Annotated in this window: 20 protein-coding genes and 1 pseudogene; 13 read left to right on the top strand and 8 right to left on the bottom strand. The window is 49.6% G+C overall.

Annotation, left to right across the window (positions count from 1 at the left end):
- Positions 1-85 precede the first annotated feature (85 nt).
- Positions 86-1,597: a YifB family Mg chelatase-like AAA ATPase gene (locus JU82_RS04940; RefSeq protein WP_037947324.1), complete on the top strand. Its 1,512-nt coding sequence runs from the start codon at positions 86-88 to the stop codon at positions 1,595-1,597.
- 26 nt (positions 1,598-1,623) lie between these two features.
- Here the strand turns inward: JU82_RS04940 and JU82_RS04935 are convergent.
- Positions 1,624-2,647: pseudogene (locus tag JU82_RS04935) on the bottom strand (YeiH family protein).
- 84 nt (positions 2,648-2,731) lie between these two features.
- Positions 2,732-5,986 carry a DUF748 domain-containing protein gene (locus JU82_RS04930; RefSeq protein ID WP_037947322.1) on the bottom strand — a complete coding sequence of 1,085 codons (3,255 nt, stop codon included), beginning with the start codon at positions 5,984-5,986 and terminating at the stop codon, positions 2,732-2,734.
- Positions 5,987-6,092: 106 nt separating this feature from the next.
- On the opposite strand from JU82_RS04930, the gene JU82_RS04925 reads away from it, so the two are divergent.
- From JU82_RS04925 to JU82_RS04900, 6 genes are read left to right on the top strand one after another with little or no spacing between them, the layout of a single operon-like run.
- Entirely contained in the window at positions 6,093-7,112 is a 1,020-nt protein-coding gene (locus JU82_RS04925) for a ribonucleotide-diphosphate reductase subunit beta (RefSeq protein ID WP_037947319.1), read from the top strand.
- Positions 7,099-7,833 (top strand): carbon-nitrogen hydrolase family protein, encoded by a 735-nt coding sequence (locus JU82_RS04920; protein WP_037947316.1) that lies wholly within the window; start codon positions 7,099-7,101, stop codon positions 7,831-7,833. Before JU82_RS04925 ends, JU82_RS04920 begins: the two co-directional genes overlap by 14 nt.
- Positions 7,830-8,477, top strand: a complete 648-nt coding sequence (locus JU82_RS04915; RefSeq protein ID WP_294892164.1) for a protein-L-isoaspartate(D-aspartate) O-methyltransferase — start codon at positions 7,830-7,832, stop codon at positions 8,475-8,477. The genes JU82_RS04920 and JU82_RS04915 overlap by 4 nt, the downstream gene beginning before the upstream one ends.
- Positions 8,435-9,085 (top strand): class I SAM-dependent methyltransferase, encoded by a 651-nt coding sequence (locus tag JU82_RS04910; RefSeq protein WP_294892163.1) that lies wholly within the window; start codon positions 8,435-8,437, stop codon positions 9,083-9,085. Before JU82_RS04915 ends, JU82_RS04910 begins: the two co-directional genes overlap by 43 nt.
- Positions 9,082-10,020, top strand: coding sequence for an RsmB/NOP family class I SAM-dependent RNA methyltransferase (locus tag JU82_RS04905; RefSeq protein WP_037947310.1), 939 nt, complete (start codon positions 9,082-9,084; stop codon positions 10,018-10,020). The genes JU82_RS04910 and JU82_RS04905 overlap by 4 nt, the downstream gene beginning before the upstream one ends.
- Positions 10,017-10,457, top strand: a complete 441-nt coding sequence (locus JU82_RS04900) for a low molecular weight protein-tyrosine-phosphatase (RefSeq protein WP_037947307.1) — start codon at positions 10,017-10,019, stop codon at positions 10,455-10,457. Before JU82_RS04905 ends, JU82_RS04900 begins: the two co-directional genes overlap by 4 nt.
- Before the next feature lie 3 nt (positions 10,458-10,460).
- Here the strand turns inward: JU82_RS04900 and JU82_RS04895 are convergent, their stop codons facing one another.
- The 4 genes from JU82_RS04895 to purB form a co-directional block, all read right to left on the bottom strand.
- On the bottom strand, positions 10,461-11,081 hold the full coding sequence (locus JU82_RS04895; RefSeq protein ID WP_294892161.1) for a hypothetical protein: 621 nt from the start codon (positions 11,079-11,081) through the stop codon (positions 10,461-10,463).
- A 2-nt stretch (positions 11,082-11,083) separates the two neighbouring features.
- Entirely contained in the window at positions 11,084-11,458 is a 375-nt protein-coding gene (locus JU82_RS04890) for a hypothetical protein (protein ID WP_294892160.1), read from the bottom strand.
- Positions 11,449-13,815 carry a ribonucleoside-diphosphate reductase subunit alpha gene (locus JU82_RS04885; protein ID WP_037947303.1) on the bottom strand — a complete coding sequence of 789 codons (2,367 nt, stop codon included), beginning with the start codon at positions 13,813-13,815 and terminating at the stop codon, positions 11,449-11,451. The genes JU82_RS04890 and JU82_RS04885 overlap by 10 nt, the downstream gene beginning before the upstream one ends.
- 87 nt (positions 13,816-13,902) lie before the next feature.
- Entirely contained in the window at positions 13,903-15,231 is a 1,329-nt protein-coding gene (purB, locus tag JU82_RS04880; protein ID WP_037947300.1) for an adenylosuccinate lyase, read from the bottom strand.
- A gap of 90 nt (positions 15,232-15,321) precedes the next feature.
- Between purB and JU82_RS04875 the strand changes: the two genes are divergently transcribed.
- Positions 15,322-16,245, top strand: a complete 924-nt coding sequence (locus JU82_RS04875) for an RluA family pseudouridine synthase (protein ID WP_037947297.1) — start codon at positions 15,322-15,324, stop codon at positions 16,243-16,245.
- On the opposite strand, the gene JU82_RS04870 is transcribed toward JU82_RS04875, so the two are convergent.
- Positions 16,229-17,953 carry a lysophospholipid acyltransferase family protein gene (locus JU82_RS04870; protein ID WP_037947294.1) on the bottom strand — a complete coding sequence of 575 codons (1,725 nt, stop codon included), beginning with the start codon at positions 17,951-17,953 and terminating at the stop codon, positions 16,229-16,231. The two genes, JU82_RS04875 and JU82_RS04870, sit on opposite strands and share 17 nt — an antisense overlap.
- A 531-nt stretch (positions 17,954-18,484) precedes the next feature.
- Positions 18,485-18,973: a crossover junction endodeoxyribonuclease RuvC gene (gene ruvC / locus JU82_RS04865; RefSeq protein WP_037947291.1), complete on the bottom strand. Its 489-nt coding sequence runs from the start codon at positions 18,971-18,973 to the stop codon at positions 18,485-18,487.
- Positions 18,974-19,080: 107 nt separating this feature from the next.
- Between ruvC and dnaA the strand changes: the two genes are divergently transcribed.
- The 5 genes from dnaA to queF all read left to right on the top strand — a co-directional run bounded on the left by dnaA (position 19,081) and on the right by queF (position 25,881).
- Entirely contained in the window at positions 19,081-20,409 is a 1,329-nt protein-coding gene (gene dnaA, locus JU82_RS04860; protein WP_037947288.1) for a chromosomal replication initiator protein DnaA, read from the top strand.
- Between the two features lie 188 nt (positions 20,410-20,597).
- Positions 20,598-21,665: a DNA polymerase III subunit beta gene (dnaN, locus tag JU82_RS04855; protein ID WP_037947286.1), complete on the top strand. Its 1,068-nt coding sequence runs from the start codon at positions 20,598-20,600 to the stop codon at positions 21,663-21,665.
- A gap of 113 nt (positions 21,666-21,778) precedes the next feature.
- Entirely contained in the window at positions 21,779-24,088 is a 2,310-nt protein-coding gene (gene gyrB, locus JU82_RS04850) for a DNA topoisomerase (ATP-hydrolyzing) subunit B (protein WP_037947282.1), read from the top strand.
- Between the two features lie 6 nt (positions 24,089-24,094).
- A complete protein-coding gene (locus JU82_RS04845) occupies positions 24,095-25,495 on the top strand; it encodes an EAL domain-containing protein (RefSeq protein ID WP_037947279.1) in 1,401 nt (466 codons plus the stop codon).
- Positions 25,492-25,881, top strand: coding sequence for a preQ(1) synthase (gene queF / locus JU82_RS04840; protein WP_037947276.1), 390 nt, complete (start codon positions 25,492-25,494; stop codon positions 25,879-25,881). The genes JU82_RS04845 and queF overlap by 4 nt, the downstream gene beginning before the upstream one ends.
- Positions 25,882-25,893: the final 12 nt, after the last annotated feature.

Below are 25,893 nucleotides of genomic sequence, written 5' to 3'. Positions count from 1 at the left end.
CTCTGTAACTATTGCAATCTGCAATATTTTCACCGACATATCCACTTTTTGCTACAATAACCGTTAAATAATATGTCGGTGTACCATGAAACAGCTTCTCTGCGCCACCTTCGAAGGGATTGATGCCAAAACCGTCGAAGTCCAATTTACCGCCACCAAAGGGTTGCCCGCCTTTACGATCGTCGGAATGGCCAATACGGCCATCAACGAGAGCAAAGAGCGCGTCAAATCGGCACTTCTCGGCAACGGCTTCACCTTTCCCCCCAAGCGTCTTACCGTTAATCTGGCTCCGAGCGACCTTCGCAAAGAGGGATCGCATTTCGATCTTGCCATTGCGTCGCTCATCGCACTGGGCAATACCGAATGCACGACGGAGGGGTGGTATGTTTTCGGGGAACTGGGTTTGGACGGCAGCGTCACCGAAAACACCCTGCTCTATCCGATCATCCTTTCGCTGGCCAATCAAGGAAGTATCAAGCGCGCCGTCGTTCCCGCGCTCAGCCTATCCAAGCTCTCCAAAATACCGGGAATCGCCTTTTACGGCGTCAGCACACTCACAGAGGCTCTCAATCTTCTGCGCGCGCAAGAAATCCCCCAAAGCCCGGTTGAACGATCGGAATTTGATTTCGCGCGCGTGGTGCATGAGGAAAAAGCCTATTTTTATCACGAGGACTATCCTTTGGACTTTTCCGACATTCGGGGGCAGGAACACGCCAAACGCGCTGCCCTGATCGCCGCGGCGGGAATGCACAACCTGCTGCTTGAAGGCTCGCCGGGATCGGGCAAATCGATGATAGCCAAGAGGATTCGGCATATTCTTCCTCCTCTGCACAACGATGAAATGCTCGATTGTGCCAAACTCGACATTCTGGAGGGAAAAGAACCCGCATTCGCTCCTCTTCGTCCGTTTCGTTCCCCCCATCACACCAGTACCGGCGCAAGCATTTTCGGAGGCGGGACGCATAAAGCCCAAATCGGCGAAGTGGGATTGGCACACAACGGCATTTTGTTTTTCGACGAGCTTCCTCATTTTTCCAAAACCGTTCTCGAAGCGCTGCGCGAGCCGCTGGAAGACCGTCATATCCGAATATCCCGAGTCAATGCCAAAGTAACGTACGACGCCGATTTTTTGTTTGTGGCGGCGATGAATCCCTGCCCGTGCGGAAACTTGTTCAGTACCTCGATTCCCTGCCGCTGCTCGGACATCGAGATCAGTCGTTATCGCTCACGCCTCTCCGATCCGTTTTTGGACCGTATCGATCTGTACGTACAAATGCACCCAATCAGCAGCGACGATAAACCGGGGATCGGATCGAAAGAACTGCACACCAGGGTGCGGAGAGCCTTTCTGCGGCAAAAACAACGGGGACAGGAGCGGCTGAACGGATCATTGAGCGATGCCGACGTTGCCCGTCATTGCACCCTTGACCCCGAAACGCAGCAGGTGATCGATCAGGCAATCGGGCGCTTCAGCCTCTCATTTAGAGCCGTAGGACGGCTGTTGAAAGTGGCCCGAACCATCGCCGATATTGAAGATTCGGACTCTATCCGAAAAGAGCATATTCTCGAAGCTCTCAGTTATCGCAGACGTTCATAAGACGCCTGCTGCGGAACGCGGCTTCATTAAAACGTCGCCACAACCCACGTCGTGATGAAATAGCCGCCGATGAGCAGCCATGCGAACATCGCCCCCGCCGTATAAAGGGGAGCGAGTCCGAGCCCTTTGAACTTCGCGAAACGGGTTCCCATCCCCAATGCCGTCATCGCCATCGTCAGCAGAAACGTGTCGATGATGTTGATGTTTTCGACAGCGCTTTGGATCAACGCTGAAACGGCATCCCCCGCGTGCGAGGCGCTGTATTGCGTGAGCAGCGAGTTAACCCCCGCCATCCCCACGAAATAGACGGCGAACCACGGGATCACGAGTTTGACCCCCCCTCCGGCGGCACCGCTTTTGCGAGCGACATACGAAAGGTACATCCCCAGCAGAATCAGCATCGGCGCGATCATGATGACGCGGGTCATTTTGACGATAACCGCCGCATCGGACGCCTCTTTGCCGTATGCACCGCCGACGGCGACGACCTGCGCCACCTCGTGGATCGTCCCTCCGACGAAAATACCGAACGTGCGGTCATCCATCCCGGCGAATACCCCCGCGCTGTAGAGGGCCGGGTACAAAAACATCGCAATCGTTCCGAACAGGACAACCATCGACTGCCGCCGCGCCGCACACCGATGCGCCCGATGCGGTCAGCATCGAGGTATCGCGGTCCATCTTAAAGAGCTTCTGCCCCAGATACGTACCGAGGATGAAGGTAGACGCCAGCATGATGAGCGAGACCATGAAACCTTCCATCCCTACTTCGGCAATCTCCTGAAACGTGATCCGAAAGCCGTAAAAGACGATGGCGAAACGGAGGATCTTTTTCCCCGAGAAGGTGATCCCCCCTTCCCATGCCGAAGGGATGCGGTTGTGAAGGGTGTTGGCATAAAAAATACCGATGACGATCCCCACGACGAGGGGAGAAATTCCGAGATTTTTGATGACGCCGAACTCGGCGATCATCGTCGCCGCCGCGGCGAAAATAGCGACAAAAAGGATACCGCTAAGGGTGTCTTTGCGCTTTGCGGGTGAAAACGGCATATATGACTCCTTGGAAGAATTACGCAATTATAGGGAGATTCGGCCGATTTTAAAAATCAGCCGAGCTGAACGTTTTGTTCACTTTTACGGAACGATAACGTTCAGGCGCAACGGAACCTCGTTAGCTTTGTTTGCCGGAGCTTTTTCGGACGCCTTGAGGATGACTCTCTTCTCCATTCCGGCGGTTTTGAGCAGATGCGCACGGATCGCTTCGGCCCGGCGTGATGCCAATGCCTGAAGTTCCTTCGGGTCCAGAGACTGCAGAGGGATCAGTTTTTCGATCAATGCCGCACTGTAATGACGGACATAAGCCGCCTCTTCGGGATATTTTTCTTCGAGCTCGTTTCTCAGGGCTTTAAGCTCTTTGCGTTCGAGAGAATCTTCGGCCATATCCTCCAATAGCTCCACCGTGATGGCGTTGGGCGAATCGATTTTTAGCGTTTTCTCGCGTTTGAGCGCCTCCTGCACCAGCTTCTCTCCCCGTAGGGCGTAGCCATCGGCCGCATCATCCCATCCGCCGTATACTTCCAGTGTCAGTTTCGGGCGTTTTTGAAGCAGCGTGGCCACCTTGTCGAGCTTTTCGATCTGCGGAGGCATAAGGGCGGATGAACCCCCTTCAAAATCGACGCTTGAAAGCGAGTCGTCCTCAATCCCGAGCAATGATCCAAGCAGCCGAAACGGCGACGTGACGGCTTTGGTAAAGAGGTTCGTTATAACCTGCCATACGACTTGTCCGTATTTGAAATCGGGCTTATTCACATCCCCCTGGACGGGGAGGTTGATATCGATAATGCCGTCACTGTCTTCGAGCAGCGCCACCACGAGACGCATCGGCCACGGCGAGCCCCCCTCTTTCTCCGCGCCCAGTTCGATCTGCCGGATCACCACTTGGTTCTCGCCCTTCAGCTGCCCGGCGTCAATCTTGTACCCCAAATCCAAAAAGAGTTTTCCTCCATCGATCTTGTATCCCAAAAACTGAAGCGAATAGGGGGTATAGCGGGGGAGGTCGAGATTATCGAACGCTACGGTGATGTCGGTAAAGTTTTTGGGGGCTTTGGTGTTAAGCGATCCGTCGATTTTGGCGAGTCCGTATTGATCGACCCCCCCTCTGAGTTTCACGAACGTCGTAACGTCTTTGGTCGTCGAAATCCCCAGCACCGAGCCTTCCAGATCGTGGATGTACGTCTTAAACGGCAAAGGCAACGAAAGATCGCTGAACGTCGTGCTGCTGTTGCGGATAAGGAGCTTGACGATATCCAGGCCGAACGGGTTGGACGAAGCTTCTTTGGTTGTCTTCGACGGCGCGGAAGCTTTTTTGGTCAACGTCGAAAAATTGAGCACCTTTTTCTGATCAATCAGCACGTTCGTATAAAGCCCGTTGATTGCCAGATAATTGATTTTGAGGCGGTTGTCGGGATAGGCATACGTAAACGGAGTCACTCCGATACTCTCCCATCCCAGCAATACCGAATCGTCCCGAGAGTCGTTCACCACCCAGTCGTTGAGAGAAAGCTTCCCTTTCACAACGGCTTTGGCCGGAGAATACGCATAGTTCCCCGCGACGGAGAGATCGCCTCGGCGAAGCGAAGCGTACGTGCTCGGCTGCAAATACGGATCAACGGCGGCAAGGTTCAGGTTTTTCACATCAAACGTTCCGCTGCTGCGCAGGGATGAACGGACAATGTCTCCATTGATCCCGACGGTGCTTTGCCGATTGATACGCGTATCAACGCTGAATTCGTTTTTCACATCCGAGTTGTTTTGGAATCCCCGAAAAGCCAAATTGAGCTGATCGAGGTTGATCGCAACGTTTCGCGCAGGCACCTCATCGGTAAAGGCCGCTTTCCCGCCGTTCACGCTGATCTCGTCCACACGGTAGCCCCACGGCGTCCCGCTTGGGGAATCTCCTTTTTTGGGAGGCGCATAGACATGGCTCGACAGGTCGATCGAACCGTTTTTGAGCCGCTTGAGGGTGATTTCGGGGGCGAGGATGGATACCTTTTCGACTCCGGCAAAACGTCCCTCCCGGTTGATGGTTACCCCTTCAACTCCCAATGCGCCGATCCCGGCAACGGTCAAACCGTCGCTCTGACGCACCATCCGAATCGCATCGGTGGCCAAAGAGAGGTTCAACGGTGATTTGGAATCGTTCTCAATGACGCCCGTATGCAATCGGGCGTTGGTCAGATTCACGCGATACGGGGTTACGGGAGCGTTATCGGTCCACTCGGCTCCTACGCCATCAAGCGATACGCTTCCCAGGCGAAATTGCCACGGTTCTTTGGTCTCGTCCGACGCTTTCTTCGGATCGCCCGGAAATGCTTTTTGAATCTCCTGCACGTACGTCAGCCAGTCGATCATGCCGTCCGTTCCCCGAATCGCACTGATATTAACCCCCTGTACCGCAAGCGATGAAGCCGTAAACTGCTTACGCATCGGAAAAACCTTCCCGTCGCGCAGTTTCAGCGATCCCATCGTAAAGAGATTACGGTTCTCCCCTTTGGGGATGATGCGAAGCCGTTTGACATCCAAGGCCAGCCGTGAAATTTCGGTCGCATTGATGTCACTGCTGTCAAAACGGTAGTCAAACGCAAACGCCGCATTGCCATCCGCCACCTCGATCGGAAAGTTGTCTTTGAAATAGCGCCATACGGTGTAAAGTTTCCCTGCATCAAAGGCGACGCTTCCGCCGATTTTCAGCGGAGAAAGGGCATCGATCTCACCCTTGAAATCGACAAATCCGCTGTCGTTGATCGTCGCGTACAGACGCATTTTCCCTTCCGTAGCGGAGAGATCGCGTAGATCGATGTTGTCCAGACTGAATCCGATCGGTCCGACCTCCAGCGTGTACTCTTTCTTGTTCGCAAAATCGCGATAATCCAGACTGCCGTTTTTGAGGACGAACCGCTGTATCATCAGCTTCAGCGGTTCGGAGGATTTTTCTTTTGTTTCATCCGATCCGAGCTCGGTCAGGAATTTGAAATTGAAGTCCCCGTTTGCATCCCGATGTACGGCGATTTTCGGTTCTGTGAGGATGATGTTTTTGACCAGCCATTCCCCTTTCCACAGATAATCAAGCGGATCGATGTTGAGCGACAAACGTTTCATCGCGAACAATTCGCCGTCAGCCGGGGTTTTAAAAACGATATTTTTGGCTTGCACGTGAAACGTAAACGGGTTGAATGCCGCCGCTTCGACGGAGAACCTGCCCCCCTTCGTCGCGTCGGATACCTTCTGCGGGAGGACATTTTTGATGACGTAAGGGACGGCGACAAATCCGGCTGCCGCGTACACCGCCAACCCCGCCGCCAACGATTTGAAAATGAGCATTTTTTTCATCTTTCCCCCCTTCGTGCGAAATCTCTTTTCATTTTATCATAGTTAAATTTTTTTTAGGCGACATTGTGTAATAATCGTACCCATTTTTAAACGATAGGCAGGCTCCATGAACCGCAAGAAAATCTACAACCCGAGCTCCAACGAACATGTAAACGATCGGCGTATTTTCGGCGGCAATCCGACGGGAATTTTTGAGCTGAACAACATCAAATACCAATGGGCCTACAACCTCTGGGAGATGATGCTCAACAATACGTGGTTCCCCAAGGAAGTCGATATGACCCGCGACGCGGTCGATTACAAATATCTTACCGAGATGGAAAAAACGGCGTACGACAAAGCCCTCTCGCAGCTGATTTTCATGGACAGCCTCCAGACCAACAACCTTATCGACAACGTCAATCCCTACGTTACGGCGCCGGAGATCAACCTCATTCTCGTACGCCAGAGCTTCGAAGAGGCGCTTCACTCGCAAAGCTACGCCGTTATGGTCGACTCCATCAGCCAAAACAGCGAAGAGATTTACGACCTATGGCGGCGCGACATGATGCTCAAAACCAAAAACGACTCGATTGCCGCACGGTACGAAGAACTTTCCGAAGACCCGAGCGAAAAAGCGTTTTTGAAAGCATGTTTTGCCAATCAAATCCTCGAAGGGATCTATTTCTACAGTGGATTCACGTACATCTATACCCTCGCCCGTTCGGGCAAAATGCTGGGTTCGGCTCAGATGATCCGCTTTATCCAACGCGACGAGGTAACCCACCTCGTGCTGTTTCAGAATATCATCAACACCCTTCGTCGAGAACGAAGCGATCTCTTCACCGAAGAGCTGATCGAAGAGGTCTACGATATGTTCCGCAAAGCGGTCGAACTCGAAGTGGCATGGGGCCAATACATCACGCAGGGGCAGATTCTGGGTCTGACCAACGAAATCGTCGAGCAGTACATCCAATACCTTGCCGACAACCGCCTTACTGCCGTGGGGCTCAAGCCTCTCTACAACGTAGCCAACCCGATCAAATGGGTCGATGACTTCAGCAAATTCAACGACCAAAAAACGAACTTTTTCGAGGGAACCGTCACCAACTACTCCAAAGGAAGCCTCAGTTTTGACGATTTCTAAAACCCGTCCCGTCGTTTCATTGTGCTTTGCTACCGATCCTGATTTTCAGCAAAATCTCGATCACCTTCTGGCACTGATCGCACAAACCCCCGAAGACGCCATCGTGATTGCCCCCGAAGTAGCCTTGAGCGGATTTGCGTACGAGCGGTTCGGGGAAGCCGCGGCTTTTACCGATGCGGCACTTCCGAAACTCATGGGAAACATCGGGAAACGCCTGTTGATACTCAGCGCGATCACAAAAAAAGAAGAGGGGACGTACAACGTCGCCTACGCCCTTCATGCGGGGGAAATCCTTCATCGACAGGCCAAAGCAAAACTTTTTTCCTTGGGAGGAGAACACGATTACTTCCTCCCCGGAGCCGAGGAAGAGATCGCGCCGTTCGTGTTTGAGGGGATCACCGTCGGAATACTGATCTGCTTCGAGCTGCGGTTCAAATCGCTCTGGCAGCAGTTGGAAGGGTGCGACATCATCGCCGTTCCCGCTCAGTGGGGAAAACTGCGTTCGGAACATTTCGTCACCCTGACCAATGCGCTCGCCGTTATGAACCAGTGCTATGTCGTCGCTTCGGATGCGGCCAACGAAGACACCAGCGGCATGAGCGGCATCATCACCCCGTTCGGCGGTGAAATCCGCAACAACGGCTCGGAAATTCTCACCTCGCATTACGAAGCGCGTACGGTGGCTTCCATGCGCCGATACCTGAACGTAGGGATAGAATGAACATCGATAAAATCACCGCCATTAAAACGACCCGCATGGCCGACGAGATCGCCAAAAAATTCCCTCTTCGCCCGCTTGTCAAAAGCGCGATCGTCCATACCAACCGCGAAGCGTTCGTCCCTTTGGCAATGCGCCACAATGCCTATCGTCTTGACGCGCTTCCCATCGGCGCGCAGCAATACATCTCTTCGCCTCTGACCGTCGCAAAAATGACCCAGTACCTGAGTCCTGAAGGGTGCGACAGCGTTCTGGAAATCGGATGCGGAAGCGGCTATCAGGCGGCGGTGCTCTCCAAAATCTTCCGTCGCGTCTTTACGATCGAGCGGATCGAATCGCTGCTGCTCGAGGCCAAAGAGCGGTTCCGTCATCTGCATCTTGGGAACATCCATACCCGCACCGACGACGGGCAGAACGGATGGGAGCAGTACGCCCCGTATGATCGGATTTTATTTTCCGCATCGGCGCGCACGATCCCCCAAAAACTCTTCGATCAGCTCCGGGAAGGGGGGATATTGATTGCGCCGATGGAAAAAGGGCGCGAGCAGGTCATCACCCGATATACGAAGCAGGGTGGTAAAATCCACGAGGACGCCCTCGAAGTATGCGATTTCGTCCCCGTGCTGGATGGGGTGGTGCGCAAATGAGCGATCAGCGCGAATTCTGGAACGAACGGTTCGCCAAAGAGGGCTACTTTTACGGCACCGAGCCCAACCGCTACGTTGCTTCGCACATCGATGCCCTGAGCGAACCGCAGAATATCCTTTTCCTCGGCGAGGGGGAAGGGCGCAACGCAATCTACGCCGCCCGCAAAGGACACACGGTCACGGCGCTGGACGCGAGCGACGTGGGACTGGCCAAATGCGCCGAACGGGCCAAATCCGCCAATCTCACTCTCGAACTGATCCATACCGATCTGGAGATATGGGAGCCCCGCAAGACGTACGATGCCGTGCTGTGCTCGTTCCTCCATCTCCCCGAACCGCTGCGCAGTGCCGTCTACGCTAAAGTACTCGGCGCGCTCAAAAGCGGCGGACTTTTTGCGGGAGAGTTTTTCTCGATCCATCAAATGCCCCGTACGACAGGCGGTCCCAAAGACGAGACGCTGCTCTATACCGCCGATGCTCTACGCTCCATCCTCGCGCATCACACTTGCGACATCCTAGAGCTGATCGAATGCGACACCGAACTGAGCGAGGGAAGAGGGCACAACGGTATCGCCTCGGTGGTACGTATGGCGGTACTAAAATCATGAGTCTTCCCGAAGCATTTACCGAACGGCTGGAGAAAATTGTTCCACGTGAACAGTTTACGGCGATTCTAAAAACTTTTGATGCCCCCAAACAGGTCACCTTTCGCGCCAACGCCCTCAAATCGACCCCGACCGAGCTCGAAGCGGAACTCTCCCAAGCGGGCATTGTGTTTGAACGTGTCGAGTGGCTGGAGGGAGTGTATCGGATTTCTCCCGAGGACAAACTGCGCCTGACCCAAACCGATGCCTTCTACGGCGGCCGGCTCTACATCCAAAACCTCTCCTCCATGATCGCTCCCGTTTTGCTGGCGCCCCAACCCGAAGAGACCGTCCTCGACCTCGCCGCCGCTCCCGGAGGCAAAACGCTTCTGTTGGCGGGGATGATGCAAAACACCGGGTGGCTTTCGGCCGTCGAACCCTCACGCGAACGTTTTTTCCGCCTCTGCGACAACCTGAAGCAGCAGGGGGTCACCAACGCCCACACCTACATGACCGACGGTCGGAGCGTGGGCAAAAAATGCCCCGAGATGTTCGACCGCATCCTCCTCGACGCGCCGTGTTCATCCGAAGCGCGCTTCAAAACGCACGAGCCAAAATCGATGAGTTTCTGGAGCGTCCACAAGGTCAAGGAGACCTCCAAACTCCAGCGCCGATTGCTACTCTCGGCCTTCGACGCCCTCAAGCCCGGGGGGAAACTCCTCTATTCAACCTGCTCCTTCTCACCGGAGGAGAACGAAAGCCCACTTCAGCACCTCCTGGAACGCCACGGAGCGCGTTTAAAGACCTTACCCCTTGTCCTACCCTTCGACAACGTCCAAAAGCCTCTGAGAAGCTGGGGAAAAGAGGTGTACGACGAACGGATACAAAACGCCGTACGGATTCTGCCGACCGATACGATCGACGCATTCTTTATCTGCCTGCTGGAAAAGTTATCGTGAAGTCCATTTTATTTGTCTGTCTGGGGAATATCTGCCGCTCACCAATCGCCGAAGGGGTGGCACGAAAGCTGGTAGAAGAGAGGGGACACCGCGTAACGGTTGACTCGGCAGGGACGGGAAGCTGGCACGTCGGCGAAGCGCCGTGTGCGCACTCGGTCACGGTCGCCCGCAACAACGGCGTCGATATTTCCCGTCTGCGCGCCCGTCAGGTCAAAAAAGAAGACTTTACAAGCTTCGATCTTATCGTCGCCCTCGATTCAAGCAACTACCGCGATCTCAAAGCGTTGGGGTGCAGTAATCTGGTCAAACTGGGCGATTACGGATTCGAGGGGGCCGACGTCCCCGATCCCTATTTCTTCGACGGGTTCGAGGGATTTGATCATGTCTATGCGATGATCCATACCTGCGTTTCCCGCCTCATCCAAAACCACCTCTAGGCGTTAAAACCGCTTTTCGAGGTAGATCATGTCGTAGTTCGATCCCCCTTTTCGGACATTGTTGATCAGTCCGAAAATTCCCGAGCGGTGCTTGAGGGCGTAACCGAGGTAAAAATCTTTCCATTTTTCCCCGCCAAAAAGCCGTCCTACGTCGATATCGACACTCACGTCGAGATAGTTCAAAAACCTGGAAGTATCGCTCCCCTTGTGTAGCGCTTCGTTCTGTTCGACGATCGGTACGCGCTCCGCAAACGAAAAACCCTCTCCCGCGCCGATACGAAGGCGGTTATCCCACATATCGACATTGTAATAGCCCTTGAGGTAGATAACCGCTTCCCAGAAATCCTTCTGATAGCCGTTTTCGTAGAAATGGTAGAGGGCCCCATTGAGATACAGATCAATCGGTTTGTCCCACAAGTTTTCGGCCAGCAGATACCCCGCATCTATCCCCAGTACGTGCGTCTTAGCCGTATCAAATTCCCCTTCGCCGCTGAGAATCTCGCCGAAATCGTTTTTATCGGCGATTCCCCATCCCACCCGGAGAGAATAGGGTTCCGCCGCCGCCGTGCTTCCCACTAACAGCAGCGCTAAAAAAGATTTTAAAACGAAAAAAGGATTCATCATGTTTACCCGCTAAAAGGAAGTTCCTCATACCCAAGTGACGTTCCGATGATGTAGAACGGAGCTTCGCTAATGCGCCCGCTATAGTTTCCAAGCGCTAACGCACAAGTGCCGCTGTTTACAATTTCTGCTGTTATCCCCTCGCTCATATCGAACGTTTTAAGGATGGTATCACTGAGAAGCTTTGCATCATTAACGCCATCGATCCGAAACGCCGTGTCGATCCAGTCGTAGTCTCTTGCACTGTCTTGAACACTGAAACGGATTTCGATGGAAGTAGCGGAATGGAGGATGAGGGAGCGGATCTCGCCGTCGCGGGCGTATTCGATCCGCTCCAAGAGTGCTTTGAGCGAGGAAGCGTTCAAGGGCTTTACTGGCACCCTTCGCACTCCATCGAGCGGTCTGCCGTGTCCTCTTTCGCTTCAGGCGATTGCGAACGCAGATAATAGGTCGATTTAAGCCCCAGTTTCCATGCGAGCATGTAAATGTCGTTGAGGTATTTACCGCTTGCTTTGTCCAGGGTAATAAAGATATTGAGGCTTTGGCCCTGATCGATCCATTTTTGGCGGATTGCCGCCGCTTTGACAAGGATTGTCTGATCCAGATCATACGCCGGAGTATAATAACCCCAGGTGTCGGGATTGAGTTTCGGCGCTACGACGGGGATAAGACCCGAGAGGTTCTCTTCGAACCATTTGCGCTTATAGATCGGCTCGATCGTCTGTGTCGTCCCCGTGAGGATCGAGATCGAACTTGTCGGTGCGATTGCCATCAGGTAACCGTTACGCATCCCCTGTTTTTTGATTGTTTCACGCAGGGCATCCCACTCGTAGTTGGGGGCGAACAATCCGCCGCGGTCAATCAGGTTTTGTACTTCGGCGGAAGCGTGATCCATCGGTAGGATTCCTCGACTCCATTTGGATCCCTGATATTCGTTGTACGATCCTTTTTCGACGGCCAGGTCGGATGAAGCTTTGATCGCGTTATAGCTGACCGCTTCCATCACTTCGTCGATCTTGTCAAAATGATCCTGGCTACCCCAGACGATTTTGTTTTCGGCCAGCATCTGCGCTTCGCCCATGACACCAAGACCGATGGCACGGCTGCGCATATTGGTCCGTTTGACTTTTTCCAGCGGATAGAAGTTCAGATCGATGACGTTGTCCAACGCGCGAATAGCGACAGGGACGATGCGGTCGATGTCCTCTTTCGTATGGATGCGCGAAAGGTTGACGGAGGCGAGGTTACACACCGCGGTCGCGCCGTCCACTTTCTCTTTTTCAACGATATATATCTGACGCCCGCCGAGCGAATCGAGAGCCGTGATCTTTTTCGCCGGCTTTTCGATGCCGCTGTCGACTTTGACCATCTCTTCTTCTTCGAACGTCACAAAAGAGCCGTCTTCGAATTTGAGTTTCACGAGGTAATGGTTCGGCTGCGTATTCTGGAAAATTTCCGTACACAGGTTCGAGCTGCGGATAATCCCGTAGTGGTCGTTCGGATTGGCACGGTTTGCGCTGTCTTTGAAGCACAGGAACGGGCTTCCCGTCTCAAAATACGAGGTGAGGATCTTTTTCCATAGGTCTTTGGCTTTGGTATGCTCTTTGATCACGTCAGGATCTTGTTCCAGCTCGATGTAGCGTTTTTCGAATGCATCCCCGTACAGTTCGCTGAGATCTTTGACGTCAAACGGATCGAACATCGTCCAGATACCGTCTTCGACGACCCGTTTCATAAACATGTCGTTAATCCACAGTGCCGGGAACAGATCGTGTGCGCGGCGGCGTTCTTCTCCCGAGTTTTTCTTCACGTCAAGGAAATCTTTGACATCCATGTGCCACGGTTCGATGTATACGGCAATCGCCCCTTTACGGGTTCCCAGCTGATCGACGGCGATGGCGATGTCGTTGGTGATTTTCAAAAACGGCACCGTTCCCCCCGCCGCGTTTTTGTGTCCGTCGATAAATGAACCCATCGCGCGAACCTGCGTCCAGTCCCAGCCGATACCGCCGCCGAATTTAGACAACAGCGCCATCTCTTTATACGCGTCAAAAATCCCCTCGATGTTGTCGGGGCTTGAACCGATATAACATGAGCTGAGCTGGTGACGGGTCGTACGGGCGTTGGAGAGAGTAGGGGTCGCCATCATGACTTCGAATTTGGAGATCATGTCGTAAAACTTTTTCGCCCACCCTTGCGCATCTTTCTCGTTTTGCGCCAGGAACATCGATACCGCCATAAACATATGCTGCGGAAGTTCGATCGGGTCGCCTTTGCGGTCTTTGATCAAATAGCGGTCGTACAGCGTTTTAATCCCGAGATAATTGAACTCCAGATCGCGGTCGGGAACGATATAGCTGTCCAAATCCGCCAAATCGTATTTTTCTTTTAGCCCGAGAAGAATACGCCCTTCGGCTTCACCCCGTTCAAAATAACTCGCAAGGCTGCCGTATCCGGTAAAACCGTTGACACGGTGGTACAAGTCGTACAGGAAAAGGCGTGATGCGACAAACGTCCAGTTGGGGGTGTCGATGTCGATTTTGTCGACTGCCGTTTTGATCAGCGTTTGCTGTATCTCGTTGCTCGTGATTCCGTCACGAAATTGTATTTGCGCATCGACTTCGAGTTCACTTTGGGACACATTACTCAGCCCTTTGACGGCTGCGGAAGTGTATTTTTGAATTTTCGTAATATCGAGCGGCTCACGTCGGCCGTTGCGTTTAATAATGGTTAGCATTTTTTTCCCTCAGACTCATAATGGCTGTATTATAGTCACTCTAAATTTTATAATTTCTTATACCGACTTCACGTTTTTTTTTGTGGTTTATTTAAACACCCGCGCAAAAATTTTATCGACGTTTTTCGTGTAATATCCATAATCGAAACAATCGCGAATCGCTTCTTCGCTCAGACTTTGGCGCAGCTCTTCGTCATCCAAAAGATATTGCAGATAAAGGCTTTCTCCTTTATCGTTGATCGCGCTTTTGCCTTGCTGCAATCCTTCCCATACTTTCATCGCGTTACGCTGAACGATGCGGTACGCATCCTCACGGCTCACACCTTTGAGCGGCAATTCCAAAAGAACGCGCTGCGAGAAAACCAAACCGCCGGTGAGGTTTAGGTTTCTCATCATGTTTTCCGGATAGACAACCAGATTGCTGATAACGCTGTTAAAACGGTGCAGCATGAAATCGGAGGTAATAAACGAATCAGGGAGCCAGAAACGCTCAGTCGAGCTGTGGGAGATATCCCTCTCGTGCCATAACGCGACGTTTTCCATCGCCGGAACGGCATACGCTCGGATCATCCGTGCAAGCCCCGTGATGTTTTCGGTCAGAATCGGATTGCGTTTATGCGGCATCGCGCTTGATCCTTTTTGCCCTTTCGAGAAAAACTCTTCACATTCATACACTTCCGTCCGCTGCCAGTGGCGTACCTGAACGGCAAATTTTTCGATTGAACTTGCGAGCAATGCGAGCGACGTTGCCAAACGCGCGTAACGGTCACGCTGAATGACCTGATTCGATGCGGGAGCCGGTTTAAGTCCCAGCTCTTCACATGCGTATTCTTCAAGCTCCAACGGTGCGTGGGCAAAGTTCCCCATCGCTCCCGATACCTGACCGACACAAATCACTTCCATCGTCTCTTCGAGGTTTTTAAGATGGCGCGCCATCTCATCGTACCAAATTGCCAAAACAAGACCGAACGTAATCGGCTCGCCGTGGATGCCGTGAGAGCGTCCGACCATCAACGTCATTTTATGCTCTTGCGCCCGTTTCTTGATCGACTCCATCACCAATTTGACATCGTCGATAATCAATGTAAGCGAATCACGCATTTGAAGAGCTACGGCAGTATCAACCGTATCCGAAGAAGTCATCCCGTAGTGAAACCAGCGGCTCTCTTCGCCGAGAGTTTCAGAGACCGATGTCGTAAACGCGATCAAATCGTGTTTGGTCACCGCTTCAATCTCATCAATCCGTTCAACGCTAAATCCTGCATTTTTGACAATCTTCTCAGCGTCTGCATCAGGGATGAGTCCCAAACGCTTCCACGCTTTGACGGCTGCTTTCTCAACATCAAGCCATGCTTGATATTTGGCTTGCATCGTCCATTTGCTTTTCATCTCTTCACGGGCGTAGCGTTCTACCATGAGTGTTCCTTATGTGTTAAAATGCGCAGATTAAAACGGCGCTAAATAATATTTTAGTCTACCAAACCCTCCCTTATAAAGGAATATAATTTGCCTTTCGTCATCAAAAACCTCCATGCTCCTCTCAAGCAAAAAGCATTTCTTTTTCTCATGAAAGAACTAGGGTTTACCCAAAAAGAAGCTCAACGCTTGATCGCCAAAGGGCGTCTTTTTGTCAACGGAGAAGTCATGGACAATCAGGCCGGGTTTGTTGAGGGGGATTTTGAGTTTGTTTGTTTTGAACCGTTATCGAAAGGGTTAGTACCGACGTTTGTCGCTAACGACTTTGCCGTCTATGACAAACCGAGCGGTTTGATTGTTCATCCTCAAAACCGATACACCCCTTATTCACTGAACGACGAGATCAAACACCGGTTTGGACACGATGCCAACATCACCCATCGAATCGATCAGGAAACAAGCGGTCTTGTTTTGGCCGCCCGTAACAAAACCTCCGAGCGTGTTTTAAAAATGATGTTTGAAGAACGTGAAGTCACCAAACGCTACCTTGCATTGGTTCGCGGACACCTGCAGCGCCCTATCGATATTAAAGAGCCTCTTTTGCGTCGCGAAGATGAGAGCAGTATCGTTCGCATGATCGTCCGTGTTCATCCCGAAGGAAAAGCTTCTCGTACCTTTATTACTCCGTTGACCTATTTTCCCGATATCGATGCGACACTTGTCGAAGCCTCTCCCCTGACCGGGCGGCAACATCAGATTCGGGTCCATTTGTTTCACGTGAAACATCCGATCATCGGTGACCCGATCTATGGGCAGGACGAAAACAATGCCGTTCGTTTTTTGGATAAAGAGATGTCTGAGGAAGAGCGGTTTAAAAATACGGGAGCGACACGCCTTCTGCTTCACGCCTATTCGCTCGAATTTCAGTACGGTGCGAATCCCTATCACGTCGTGTCGCAGGAAGACTTTCTAGCGGAATGCTTTGAGGCAATGAAAATCACTCGCCCCCTCTAATGTATCTCTGGCGTTTTGCCTCCTTGATTTTGGAAATATCGACCAGAATATAACCGTCGATGCAGTTGTTGAAATCAACATCGATTCCGAAATCCATAAATTCAACCCCTCCTTCTTCACACAATTCGCTGTATTGCTTGTAGAGGGTCGGAACCAAAACGTCGAACGATTTAAGATAATCCTTGAGCCGTTTAAAATCTTCGTTATAGTCATTCCCGGCGAAGAGAGCGTTGAATTCTTCCCGAACGTAATCGGATATTCGGTAAGGGGACTTGGCACGTACCTTCGAATGTTCTGTACCGAAATAGAGGGTATAAAAATAGACCAGTGCTTCCTGGGCATGTTTAGGAAAACTCCCGGAAATACTTACCGGGCCATACATGTATTTAATCTGAGGATTATGACTCAAATACGCTCCTATCCCCTGCCAGAGATAATCCAATGCGCGGCTTCCCCAGTATTTTGGCTGGACGAAACTGCGCCCAAGCTCGATCGCATCTTCTAATACCGTATCAAACGTGTCCTGTATTTCGCACAAATCGTTCATGTACAATCCCTCTTTTCCAAGCCACGAAAGAATCCATCCGCATTCGCCGATACGGTATGCTCCTGCGATCTCCAGCGCCTCATCATCCCATAAAACCAAATGATGGTAATAGCGATCAAATTCATCGATATCGCGTACCTTTCCGCTTCCTTCCCCTACTTTGCGAAACGAATATTCGCGCAGCCTTCCGATCTCGTTGATGATATTGGGGGCGTTTTCGTGTTCGATCAGATAGATCTGTTTGCCGTCATTGGTCATACCGAGCAATTCTGCTTTGCGTAGTTCGCCGCGAATTTCCTGCCGCGATACGGGATGGGCAATCGAACACTCGGTCGGATAAATCCCTTTTTTTCCTTTGGCCAAACGAAGCAGATGTTTTCGGAATAACCGCGCGTGACGTTTTTCGCTTACATTTAAATCGTTCAGCGACTTGTCGCCCACCAGCTCTCCGATCGTGAAATCGAATACGCGGTTTCTGGCTGCAAACATTTCGTGACTCAGCAACAATCCCCCCAGAGGTTTATATATCCATGAGGCGGCGTAAAAAAGAGAGGTATTTCTGGCTTTGATATGGATGGGAAGGATAGGGGTCGCATTACGTTTGGCAAATTTGACAAAGCCCCCTTTCCATGCCCCTTCTTTGATGCCGAACAAACCCGCACGCGAGACTTCACCCGAAGGAAAGAAGATAACCGCTTCTTCGGCCTGCAGAGCATTATCGATTTGGCGGAGCGCATTTTTGGAGAGTTTATCGCCGATATTGTCTACTTCAATCAGAAACTCTTTCAGCTGCGGAATCGCTCCCAGCATTTTATTGGCGACGATTTTTACTTTTTTATCCTGCCGTACGCTGCAGAGCATTTGAATCAAGCACAAAGCGTCTAAAGCTCCCAGCGGATGATTGGCGACGATAATCACTTTTCCGATCGAAGGGATGTTTTCTATTTGACGGTGAATGGTTTTATACGAAACATTTAAATGTTCCAAAACCGCTTCGATAAATTCAAGTCCGCTTTTTTCTTCATGTTTAGCCATAAATCGATTGATCGATTTTTCATGCAGCAACAGTCGTACTATTTCGACAATGCTTTTACTTACGATGTTTGGATATTCAAACAATTCCGGGCGTACTTTTCGTAACACTATTTCTGTATTCATCATCGTTTCACCTTATTTTGGCAGTGTGACAAAAATGCTATATAGTGTTAATTTCAGATGTATTACGTTTCGATTACACGTGTATTACGTCTATTTCGGGTCGCATCGGACAAATGTGATGTGAATAACTTTTAATAACAGTGGCTTAATAAATTTTTAAAATAATATTTTTCCTTTGAAACGCCTATTTTACGGGCTTCCATGCATTTCAAAAGGAATCGGATTCAGTCTATTTTTAGATAAATTTTTTCTGAATTAAGGTGTTGATTTTTTAAATTTTGAGAGAAAATTGAGAAGAGTTATTCACACTGCACTCACAGTGTGAATATTACACATTTGGAGAAATTTTGTAGATTTTTATCCGTTTTCAGAATCCTCTCAGGTACATAACAAGGAAAAACGTATGAACGTCGCTTAATCGTTTTGTGATACGGTTGACAGGGTAAAAATCATTAACCTTCTCTAAGGCTCTTTGGATACACTTCTGACTCGGCGGCCTTCCTGGTGTGTCGGTCGCCTTTTTAATTCCGATTTTTATTTCTGCTTGTTTTTTTCAAGTTTTACCCTCTGTGCGTGTGTAATCGCCACCGCCATCGCATCGGTGATATCGAGCGGTTTGATCTCTTTGGTAATCCCTAAAATCTGTTTAACCATGTACGCTACCTGTTCTTTTGCCGCTTTGGCTTTTCCGGTCAACGCTTTTTTGACCTGCAACGGCGTGTATTCGGCAAATACACCGTATTCCTGTAGCAGTTTGAGCGTAACGGCTCCCCGAAACTGAGCCAGTTTCAAAACCGTTTTGGGATTGTGGGCATAAAAAATATCTTCCATCGCCACTTCATCGATCGTATGGGCGGCAAAAATCTGCTCAATCGCCTCGCATACCTGCGGTATCTGGTATTGCAGCGCTTCGCTTTTCATCTTTATAAGCCCCGCTTCCACCAGCCGTATTTTTTGACCGTCTATCATTACAATGGCGTATCCGCAGTTTCGTGTACCCGGGTCGATTCCCAAAATCGTCATATTGCTCCATTCACATAGGTGAATAAAAACTATTCACATACTCTTTGAGCCTAATTATAGGGAAAAAAAGATATTATTCACATCACTATTCACAGGCAAGGGAAACGATGAATTCTATCGGGAAGCAAGTGCTGAACGCGCTGAAAAACGAAATTACCGAGGTCGACTATCAACGATACATCAAGCAGCTCAGTTACAACGAAAACGAATCGAAAAGCAATCTGGCCGTCTATCATGCCCCCAATCCCCTGATCGCCAACTGGATCCGCACCAAATTTGCCGATAAGATTTCACACCTGTTCGAGATCAAAACAGGAGTTCGCCCCTCGGTATCGATCATCGTCAAAACAGCCAATGCCCAAGCCGCCCATAATACCGTAGCGCCGGCTCCCGTAGAACGCCCCAGCGGCGGTTCGTTGCTGAATCCTTCTTATACGTTTCAAAACTTCGTCATCGGGGGTTCAAACCAGTTTGCCTATATTTCGGCTAAAGCGGTCAGCGAAAAACCGGGAATCGTGTACAACCCCCTTTTCATTTACGGCGGAGTCGGATTGGGGAAAACCCATTTGATGCAAGCGGTAGGAAACGTCATGCTTTCTCAAGGAAAAACGGTCATTTATACTTCTGTCGAACAATTTTTGAACGATTTCCTGCGCCATCTGAACAATAAGACGATGGATCGTTTCAAAGACAAATACCGCAAATGTGATCTGCTCCTTATTGATGATATCCAGTTTTTGAGCGGTAAAAACCAGCTGCAGGAAGAATTTTTCCATACGTTCGAAGCGCTCCGAAACGAAAACAAGCAGATCATTATCACCTCCGATAAACATCCGAAAAAAATCGGCGGTATTGAAGAACGCCTCATCAGCCGTTTTGAATGGGGACTCGTTGCCGATATTCAACCGCCCGAACTGGAAACCAAAATCGAAATCATCAAGAAAAAATGCGAGATAAACCGCGTCAAGCTCGATAAAGACGTCATTAACTACGTTGCCACGATCATCGAGAACAATACCCGCGAAATCGAAGGGATTCTCTCCAAACTCAACGCCTATTCGCAGCTGATGGGGGTCGATATCACGATCGAATTTGCCCGAAACGTTCTCAAAGAACAAATGGCTGAAAAACGGAGCAACATCACGATCGACCTGATTATGGATACCGTCGCCAAAGAACTCAACGTCAAACCGAGCGAAATCCGCTCCAAAAGCCGTAACAGCAACATCGTCTATGCCCGACGCATCGCTATCTATCTTTCACGCTCCCTGACACCGAACTCAATGCCTCAGCTGGCTCAGTATTTCGGTATGAAAGATCACACCGCTGTCAGCCATACGATGAAAAAGATTCAAGAGCTGATGAAAAACGACGAAGATTTCCGAATCAAGATCGAAGAGCTCTCCAATAAAGTATCAACGGTAACCGCCGAATAATTTGTGTTTGTCAAGCCGTTTTAAAAAAGATATAATTCAACATGTGAATCGATGTGAATGAAAGCAAGTCTTTTGATCACATCGGTTTACCGCATACAGTAGGAGTTTGTGGACCGTTTTCACGCTTTCACACCCCCCTATTACTAGCTACTAGATATTGATGCTATAAATAATAAAAGGAGTCTTGTATGAAAATTACCGTTGACAAACCGGTGCTGGAAAATATTTTGCTGCATTTGCAACCTTTTCTCGAAAAAAAAGATACCTCCCAAATCACTTCCCATATTCTTCTTATGACAGACGGCAGAACCCTTTTTGCCAAAGCAACCGATTATGAAATCGGTTTGATGATCCAGACCAATGCCGTCGATGTCAAAGAACCCGGTTCGGTAACTGCCAACGGTAAAAAACTTCTTGATATTATTCGTATTCTCAAAGATGAAGAAATTGAACTCGAACTTGATCGCGAAACGCTTCATATTCGTCAAAAACGTTCCAACTTCAAACTTCCGACCTATAAGAGTTCGGAATTTCCAACGTTTCCTTCAACCGAAGGCAAACCCAATATCGCGATCAATTCGCATATCCTGATCGAATCGCTCAAAAAAATCACCCCTGCGGCCGATACCAACAATCCGAAGTTTGAGCTAAACGGTGCATTGATCGACATCAAATCCAATCAGATCAATTTTGTCTCTACCGATACAAGACGTCTGGCTCTTGTTCACATCGACAGCCAAAGCGATCATGAACTCTCTATCATCGTCCCTAAAAAAGCGATTATCGAGATTCAGAAACTTTTCTCCGAAAACATTGAAATTTATTACGATAACACCCATTTGATCATCAAATCCGAAGATTCCCTTTTCTACACAAAACTGATCAACGGAAAATTCCCCGATTACACCCGTATCATCCCCAAAGAATCGCAGCGAAACATTACTCTTCCCAAATCAGCGATCGTGACCGCCATCAAGCAGATCACAACCATCTCGAACGACTTGAAACTGACCTTTCAAAAAGATGCCATTTTGTTTGAAAGTTTGAGCGACGACAACATCGAAGCCAAAACGGCGGTTGAAATCGATAACGGATTTGACGTTCCGTTCATTCTCGCAATCAACAGCCGTTACATTCTCGATTTCCTCGGGCAAATCAACACTCCTGATTTCATCCTTGAAGCCAATGAATCCAATCAGCCTTTTGTTTTGAGAGAAAACAATTTCAAAACAATCGTTATGCCGATAGTCATATAATCCTCCGCGTTTTATCTTTATCCCCTTTTGAGGGATAAATCTTTCCAAACTTTCTTTTTAGTTTAACTACGGTAGAATAAAGCCATTTAACACGCTTAAAAGCTGGAGCAACTATGGAAAATTACGGTGCTAGTAATATTAAAGTCCTCAAAGGTCTCGAAGCCGTTCGAAAACGACCGGGTATGTATATCGGTGATACCGGTCATCGCGGGCTTCACCACCTAATCTACGAAGTCGTTGACAACTCTATCGACGAAGCGATGGCAGGACATTGTGATACTATCACTGTAACGCTGACCAAAAACGGTACAGCCCTTGTCAGCGATAACGGCCGGGGTATTCCGACCGGTATGCATCCGACAGAGGGGATTTCAGCGGCAACCGTTGTTTTGACCGTTTTGCACGCCGGGGGAAAATTCGATAAAGATACCTATAAAGTCTCGGGCGGTTTGCACGGGGTTGGGGTATCGGTCGTTAATGCCCTCTCAAGCGATCTGAAAATGACGATTTACCGTGAAGGTCAGATCCACGAACAAAACTTCAAATGCGGTATCCCGCAAGAGCCGTTGGCGGTAACGGGCACAACCCGCAAAAACGGGACAACGATTGAATTTTCTCCGGATCCGTCGATTTTTACCGAAACCGTCACGTTTGATTACGATTATCTGTCCAAACGCTTCCGTGAGTTGGCCTATCTGAATCCGCGCATTACAATCATCTTTAAAGACGAGCGCAACGGTGCGGAAAACACCTATCATTACGAAGGCGGGATCAGTCAGTTCGTTTCTGATGTGAACAAAAAAGAGGTCGTTGCCGTACCGTTTGCGTTCAGCGAGCGGATCGAAGATATCGAAATGGATATCGCGTTGATGTATAACGACAGTTACGATGAAAAAACCTATACGTTTGTCAACAACATCAATACCCCGAACGGCGGTACCCACGAAGCCGGTTTTCGTGCCGGGCTTACGCGCGTTATTTCCAATTACAACAAACAAAACAGTAACGCCAAAGAAAAAGACATCAACCTGAGCGGCGAGGATGTCTCCGAAGGGTTGATCTGTGTCGTTTCCGTGCGCGTTCCCGAACCGCAGTTCGAAGGACAGACCAAAGGGAAACTGGGAAATACCTACGTTCGCCCGCTGGTTCAAAAAGTAACCTACGAAAAACTGACCAAATACTTTGAAGAAAATCCGCTTCAGGCCAAAGCAATCATCCAAAAAGCGCTGATGGCGGCACGCGGACGCGAAGCTGCGAAAAAAGCGCGCGAACTGACCCGTCGTAAAGACGCGATGACGGTAGGTACGCTGCCGGGTAAACTGGCGGACTGCCAGAGCAAAGACCCGAGCATCAGCGAACTGTATCTGGTGGAAGGGGACTCTGCGGGCGGTTCGGCCAAACAGGGCCGTGACCGTGTATTCCAGGCCATTTTGCCGCTCAAAGGTAAAATTCTCAACGTCGAAAAAGCGCGTCTGGACAAAATCCTCAAATCCGAAGAGATCACCAACATGATCACCGCGCTCGGATGCGGAATCGGTGAAGAGTTTAACGAAGACAAACTCCGTTACCACAAAATCATCATCATGACCGATGCCGACGTCGATGGAAGCCATATTCAAACGTTGTTGCTGACGTTCTTTTTCCGCTATTTGCCGAAAATCGTCGAAAACGGCTATCTCTACCTTGCGCAGCCGCCGCTGTATCGTTATAAAAAAGGGAAAAAAGAGATTTACTTTAAAGACGACCATGTTATGAATGCGTTCTTGATCGAAAACGGTATCGAAGCACTTGAAATCGATAACATCGGCGCAAACGATCTAATCAGTTTCTTCAAAATGGTTGACCATTACCGCAGTACACTCGATGCGCTCGAACGCCGTTACGCGCTGGTCGAGTTGATTCGTTATTTCATTGAAAACCCGGATATCATCGGAATGCCGATGAACGAAATGTACACAAAAGTCGAAGCGTTTTTGGGTGAGAAAGGGAATAACATCCTCAGCAAAAGCGTGAATGAAACGGACATGCACCTTTTTGTTCAGACAAAAGAGGGGCTTGAAGAGCTTTTGATCAACGATGAATTGTTTGCGTCGCCGCATTTCGCGGAAGCAAACTATATCTATCGAAAGATTCAGGATTGGAACCTTCCGCTGGAGGGCGATCTGCTCGAACTGCTCGCCATGATCACCGATCATGCGAAGAAAGGGTCGTATATTCAGCGTTATAAAGGTCTCGGGGAAATGAATCCCGAGCAATTGTGGGAAACGACGATGACACCGGAAAACCGCGTATTGCTTCGTATTACGGTTGAAGATGCCGAAGCCGCAGGCGAAGCGTTCAATCTCTTCATGGGGGATGATGTCGAACCGCGCCGTAACTACATCGAAACTCATGCCAAAGACGTCAAACATCTGGATATTTAATCCTTTATGACCTACACCGAACAAAAAGAACGTTCCCACCGCTTTGTTCTGGCATTGCGGATGGGATTGCCCATCTTTTTGTTAAGCGCCGCCACCCTTTTTACCCTGCTTAGCAAATGGACCGAAACGATGTTCGAATCGTTTGTCCTGATTTCGATCGCGATGCTCGTCTTTATCGTCTATTTCATCTTGTACCTGATTTATCAAAGCAGCCGCGAAAATATCACCGACCCGTTGACACACACGTTTACGTCTGATTATTTTTTCAAGCGGTTTACGAAAAAATCGGCTGATGCCGTTCAGACAATGATCATGATCAGCGTCGAAAATCTCTGGTCGATCAACGAACGCTACGGCATTAAAAACGGCGACGCGGCGTTAGTCGATATCATTGCCAAAGTAAATCATTTTTTTGGTGAAAAAGGGTTTGAAAAACTTCCTATATGCCGTTATCGGGGCGGAGTTTTTCTTCTCGCTTTTCCGGGAGAAAAAGAAAAACATCTCCCGCTGCTGGAACTTTTTTTGAGCAAATACCAAAATTTCGTTCATGATGAAATAGAGGTTCGGCTTGAGGCGGTGATGATCGACACGCGCCTCTCGAACGACACCGAATTGTTATTGAGCCGTTTGTACGAGCTGTACAATGACCGGATCAATGTCGAAAGAGAAGAAGAATACCCGATCAACGAGCTTGAAAAAGAGGTGCTCGATGCACTGGAAAACAAACGTTTTACGATAGGTTTTTGGCCTGTTAGCTGCGATGAGGGGGAAATGTACGACACGACGGTCAAGCTGGTCGATTCCAACGGAAAACTGATTCACCAGAGCCGCTACGTTCCGATATTGAACCGTCTGTACATGATGCGGCGCCTTGAAAGCGATCTGCTGGAAAAAATCGCTCAGATATGCGATGAACAAAAACGTTGTTTTGTTGTCTATATTTCGCCTGCGACGCTGCGTAATCCCCATTTTCTTGAACATGCGTTAACGCTGTTTGAGCGCTACCCGTATGCGCGTAATTCGTTGATGCTGATGTTTGAAGAAAAAGAATACTTTCACCAGACGGAGCGGTTTGCCCACCAGATCGCCCATTACCGCAAAGCCGGCTATAAAATCGGGCTTGACCGGTTCGGAGGGTACCATACGACCATGCTGTATCTTAAAGAGCTCGATATTGATCTTGTCCGCTTCGATGTGCTTTACAGCCGCCATATCAAAGAGGAAAAATATCAAAACCTCTTGCAAGGGTTGAATCTGAGCGCGCATTTATGCGGCGTCAAAACATGGATTTCGATGATTGAAGACGAAAACGGCGATCGGATTGCCCGATCGTTGAAAATTAATTACCGCGAAGGAAATTATCTCGGTAAAATTTTAACAATGAAAGATATTCAAGGACAACCATGAAATACGGAGAACAAATAGTCGCCGATTTTGATATCGAAAAAGATTTCGAGATTTGGCCGAACCAACATGAGCGCAACTATGTGATCAAAGTGACGCTGCCCGAGTTTACCTGTCTGTGCCCCCGCAGCGGTTATCCCGATTTTGCGACGATTTACGTCGAATACACGCCGGACAAATGGGTTGCGGAACTCAAAGCGATCAAACTGTACATTAATTCGTTCAGAAACCGCCATATTTCGCACGAAAACACCGCAAACGAGATCTATAGCGTATTCGAGCAAAAAATCGCTCCTAAGCGCTTAAAAGTGGTTGCCGACTTCTACCCGCGCGGAAACGTCCATACGGTTGTGGAAATCGACGGCGAAACAATGGTCAAAGAGAAATAAAAAAAGGGCGCT

Origin of the sequence: Sulfuricurvum sp. MLSB (assembly GCF_000747095.1) — a bacterium.
Classification (GTDB): Bacteria; Campylobacterota; Campylobacteria; order Campylobacterales; family Sulfurimonadaceae; genus Sulfuricurvum.
The sequence above is the reverse complement of the archived record's forward strand: the minus strand, read 5'-3'. Positions and strand labels throughout refer to the sequence as shown.

Excerpts from the sequence above, each read along its gene's own strand:
- JU82_RS04940 (WP_037947324.1), top strand. The coding sequence starts at position 86 with ATGAAACAGCTTCTCTGCGCCACCTTCGAAGGGATTGATGCCAAAACC.
- JU82_RS04930 (WP_037947322.1), bottom strand. The coding sequence starts at position 5,986 with ATGAAAAAAATGCTCATTTTCAAATCGTTGGCGGCGGGGTTGGCGGTG.
- JU82_RS04925 (WP_037947319.1), top strand. The coding sequence starts at position 6,093 with ATGAACCGCAAGAAAATCTACAACCCGAGCTCCAACGAACATGTAAAC.
- JU82_RS04915 (WP_294892164.1), top strand. The coding sequence starts at position 7,830 with ATGAACATCGATAAAATCACCGCCATTAAAACGACCCGCATGGCCGAC.
- JU82_RS04910 (WP_294892163.1), top strand. The coding sequence starts at position 8,435 with ATGCGATTTCGTCCCCGTGCTGGATGGGGTGGTGCGCAAATGAGCGAT.
- JU82_RS04905 (WP_037947310.1), top strand. The coding sequence starts at position 9,082 with ATGAGTCTTCCCGAAGCATTTACCGAACGGCTGGAGAAAATTGTTCCA.
- JU82_RS04895 (WP_294892161.1), bottom strand. The coding sequence starts at position 11,081 with ATGATGAATCCTTTTTTCGTTTTAAAATCTTTTTTAGCGCTGCTGTTA.
- JU82_RS04885 (WP_037947303.1), bottom strand. The coding sequence starts at position 13,815 with ATGCTAACCATTATTAAACGCAACGGCCGACGTGAGCCGCTCGATATT.
- purB (WP_037947300.1), bottom strand. The coding sequence starts at position 15,231 with ATGGTAGAACGCTACGCCCGTGAAGAGATGAAAAGCAAATGGACGATG.
- JU82_RS04870 (WP_037947294.1), bottom strand. The coding sequence starts at position 17,953 with ATGATGAATACAGAAATAGTGTTACGAAAAGTACGCCCGGAATTGTTT.
- ruvC (WP_037947291.1), bottom strand. The coding sequence starts at position 18,973 with ATGACGATTTTGGGAATCGACCCGGGTACACGAAACTGCGGATACGCC.
- dnaA (WP_037947288.1), top strand. The coding sequence starts at position 19,081 with ATGAATTCTATCGGGAAGCAAGTGCTGAACGCGCTGAAAAACGAAATT.
- dnaN (WP_037947286.1), top strand. The coding sequence starts at position 20,598 with ATGAAAATTACCGTTGACAAACCGGTGCTGGAAAATATTTTGCTGCAT.
- gyrB (WP_037947282.1), top strand. The coding sequence starts at position 21,779 with ATGGAAAATTACGGTGCTAGTAATATTAAAGTCCTCAAAGGTCTCGAA.
- JU82_RS04845 (WP_037947279.1), top strand. The coding sequence starts at position 24,095 with ATGACCTACACCGAACAAAAAGAACGTTCCCACCGCTTTGTTCTGGCA.
- queF (WP_037947276.1), top strand. The coding sequence starts at position 25,492 with ATGAAATACGGAGAACAAATAGTCGCCGATTTTGATATCGAAAAAGAT.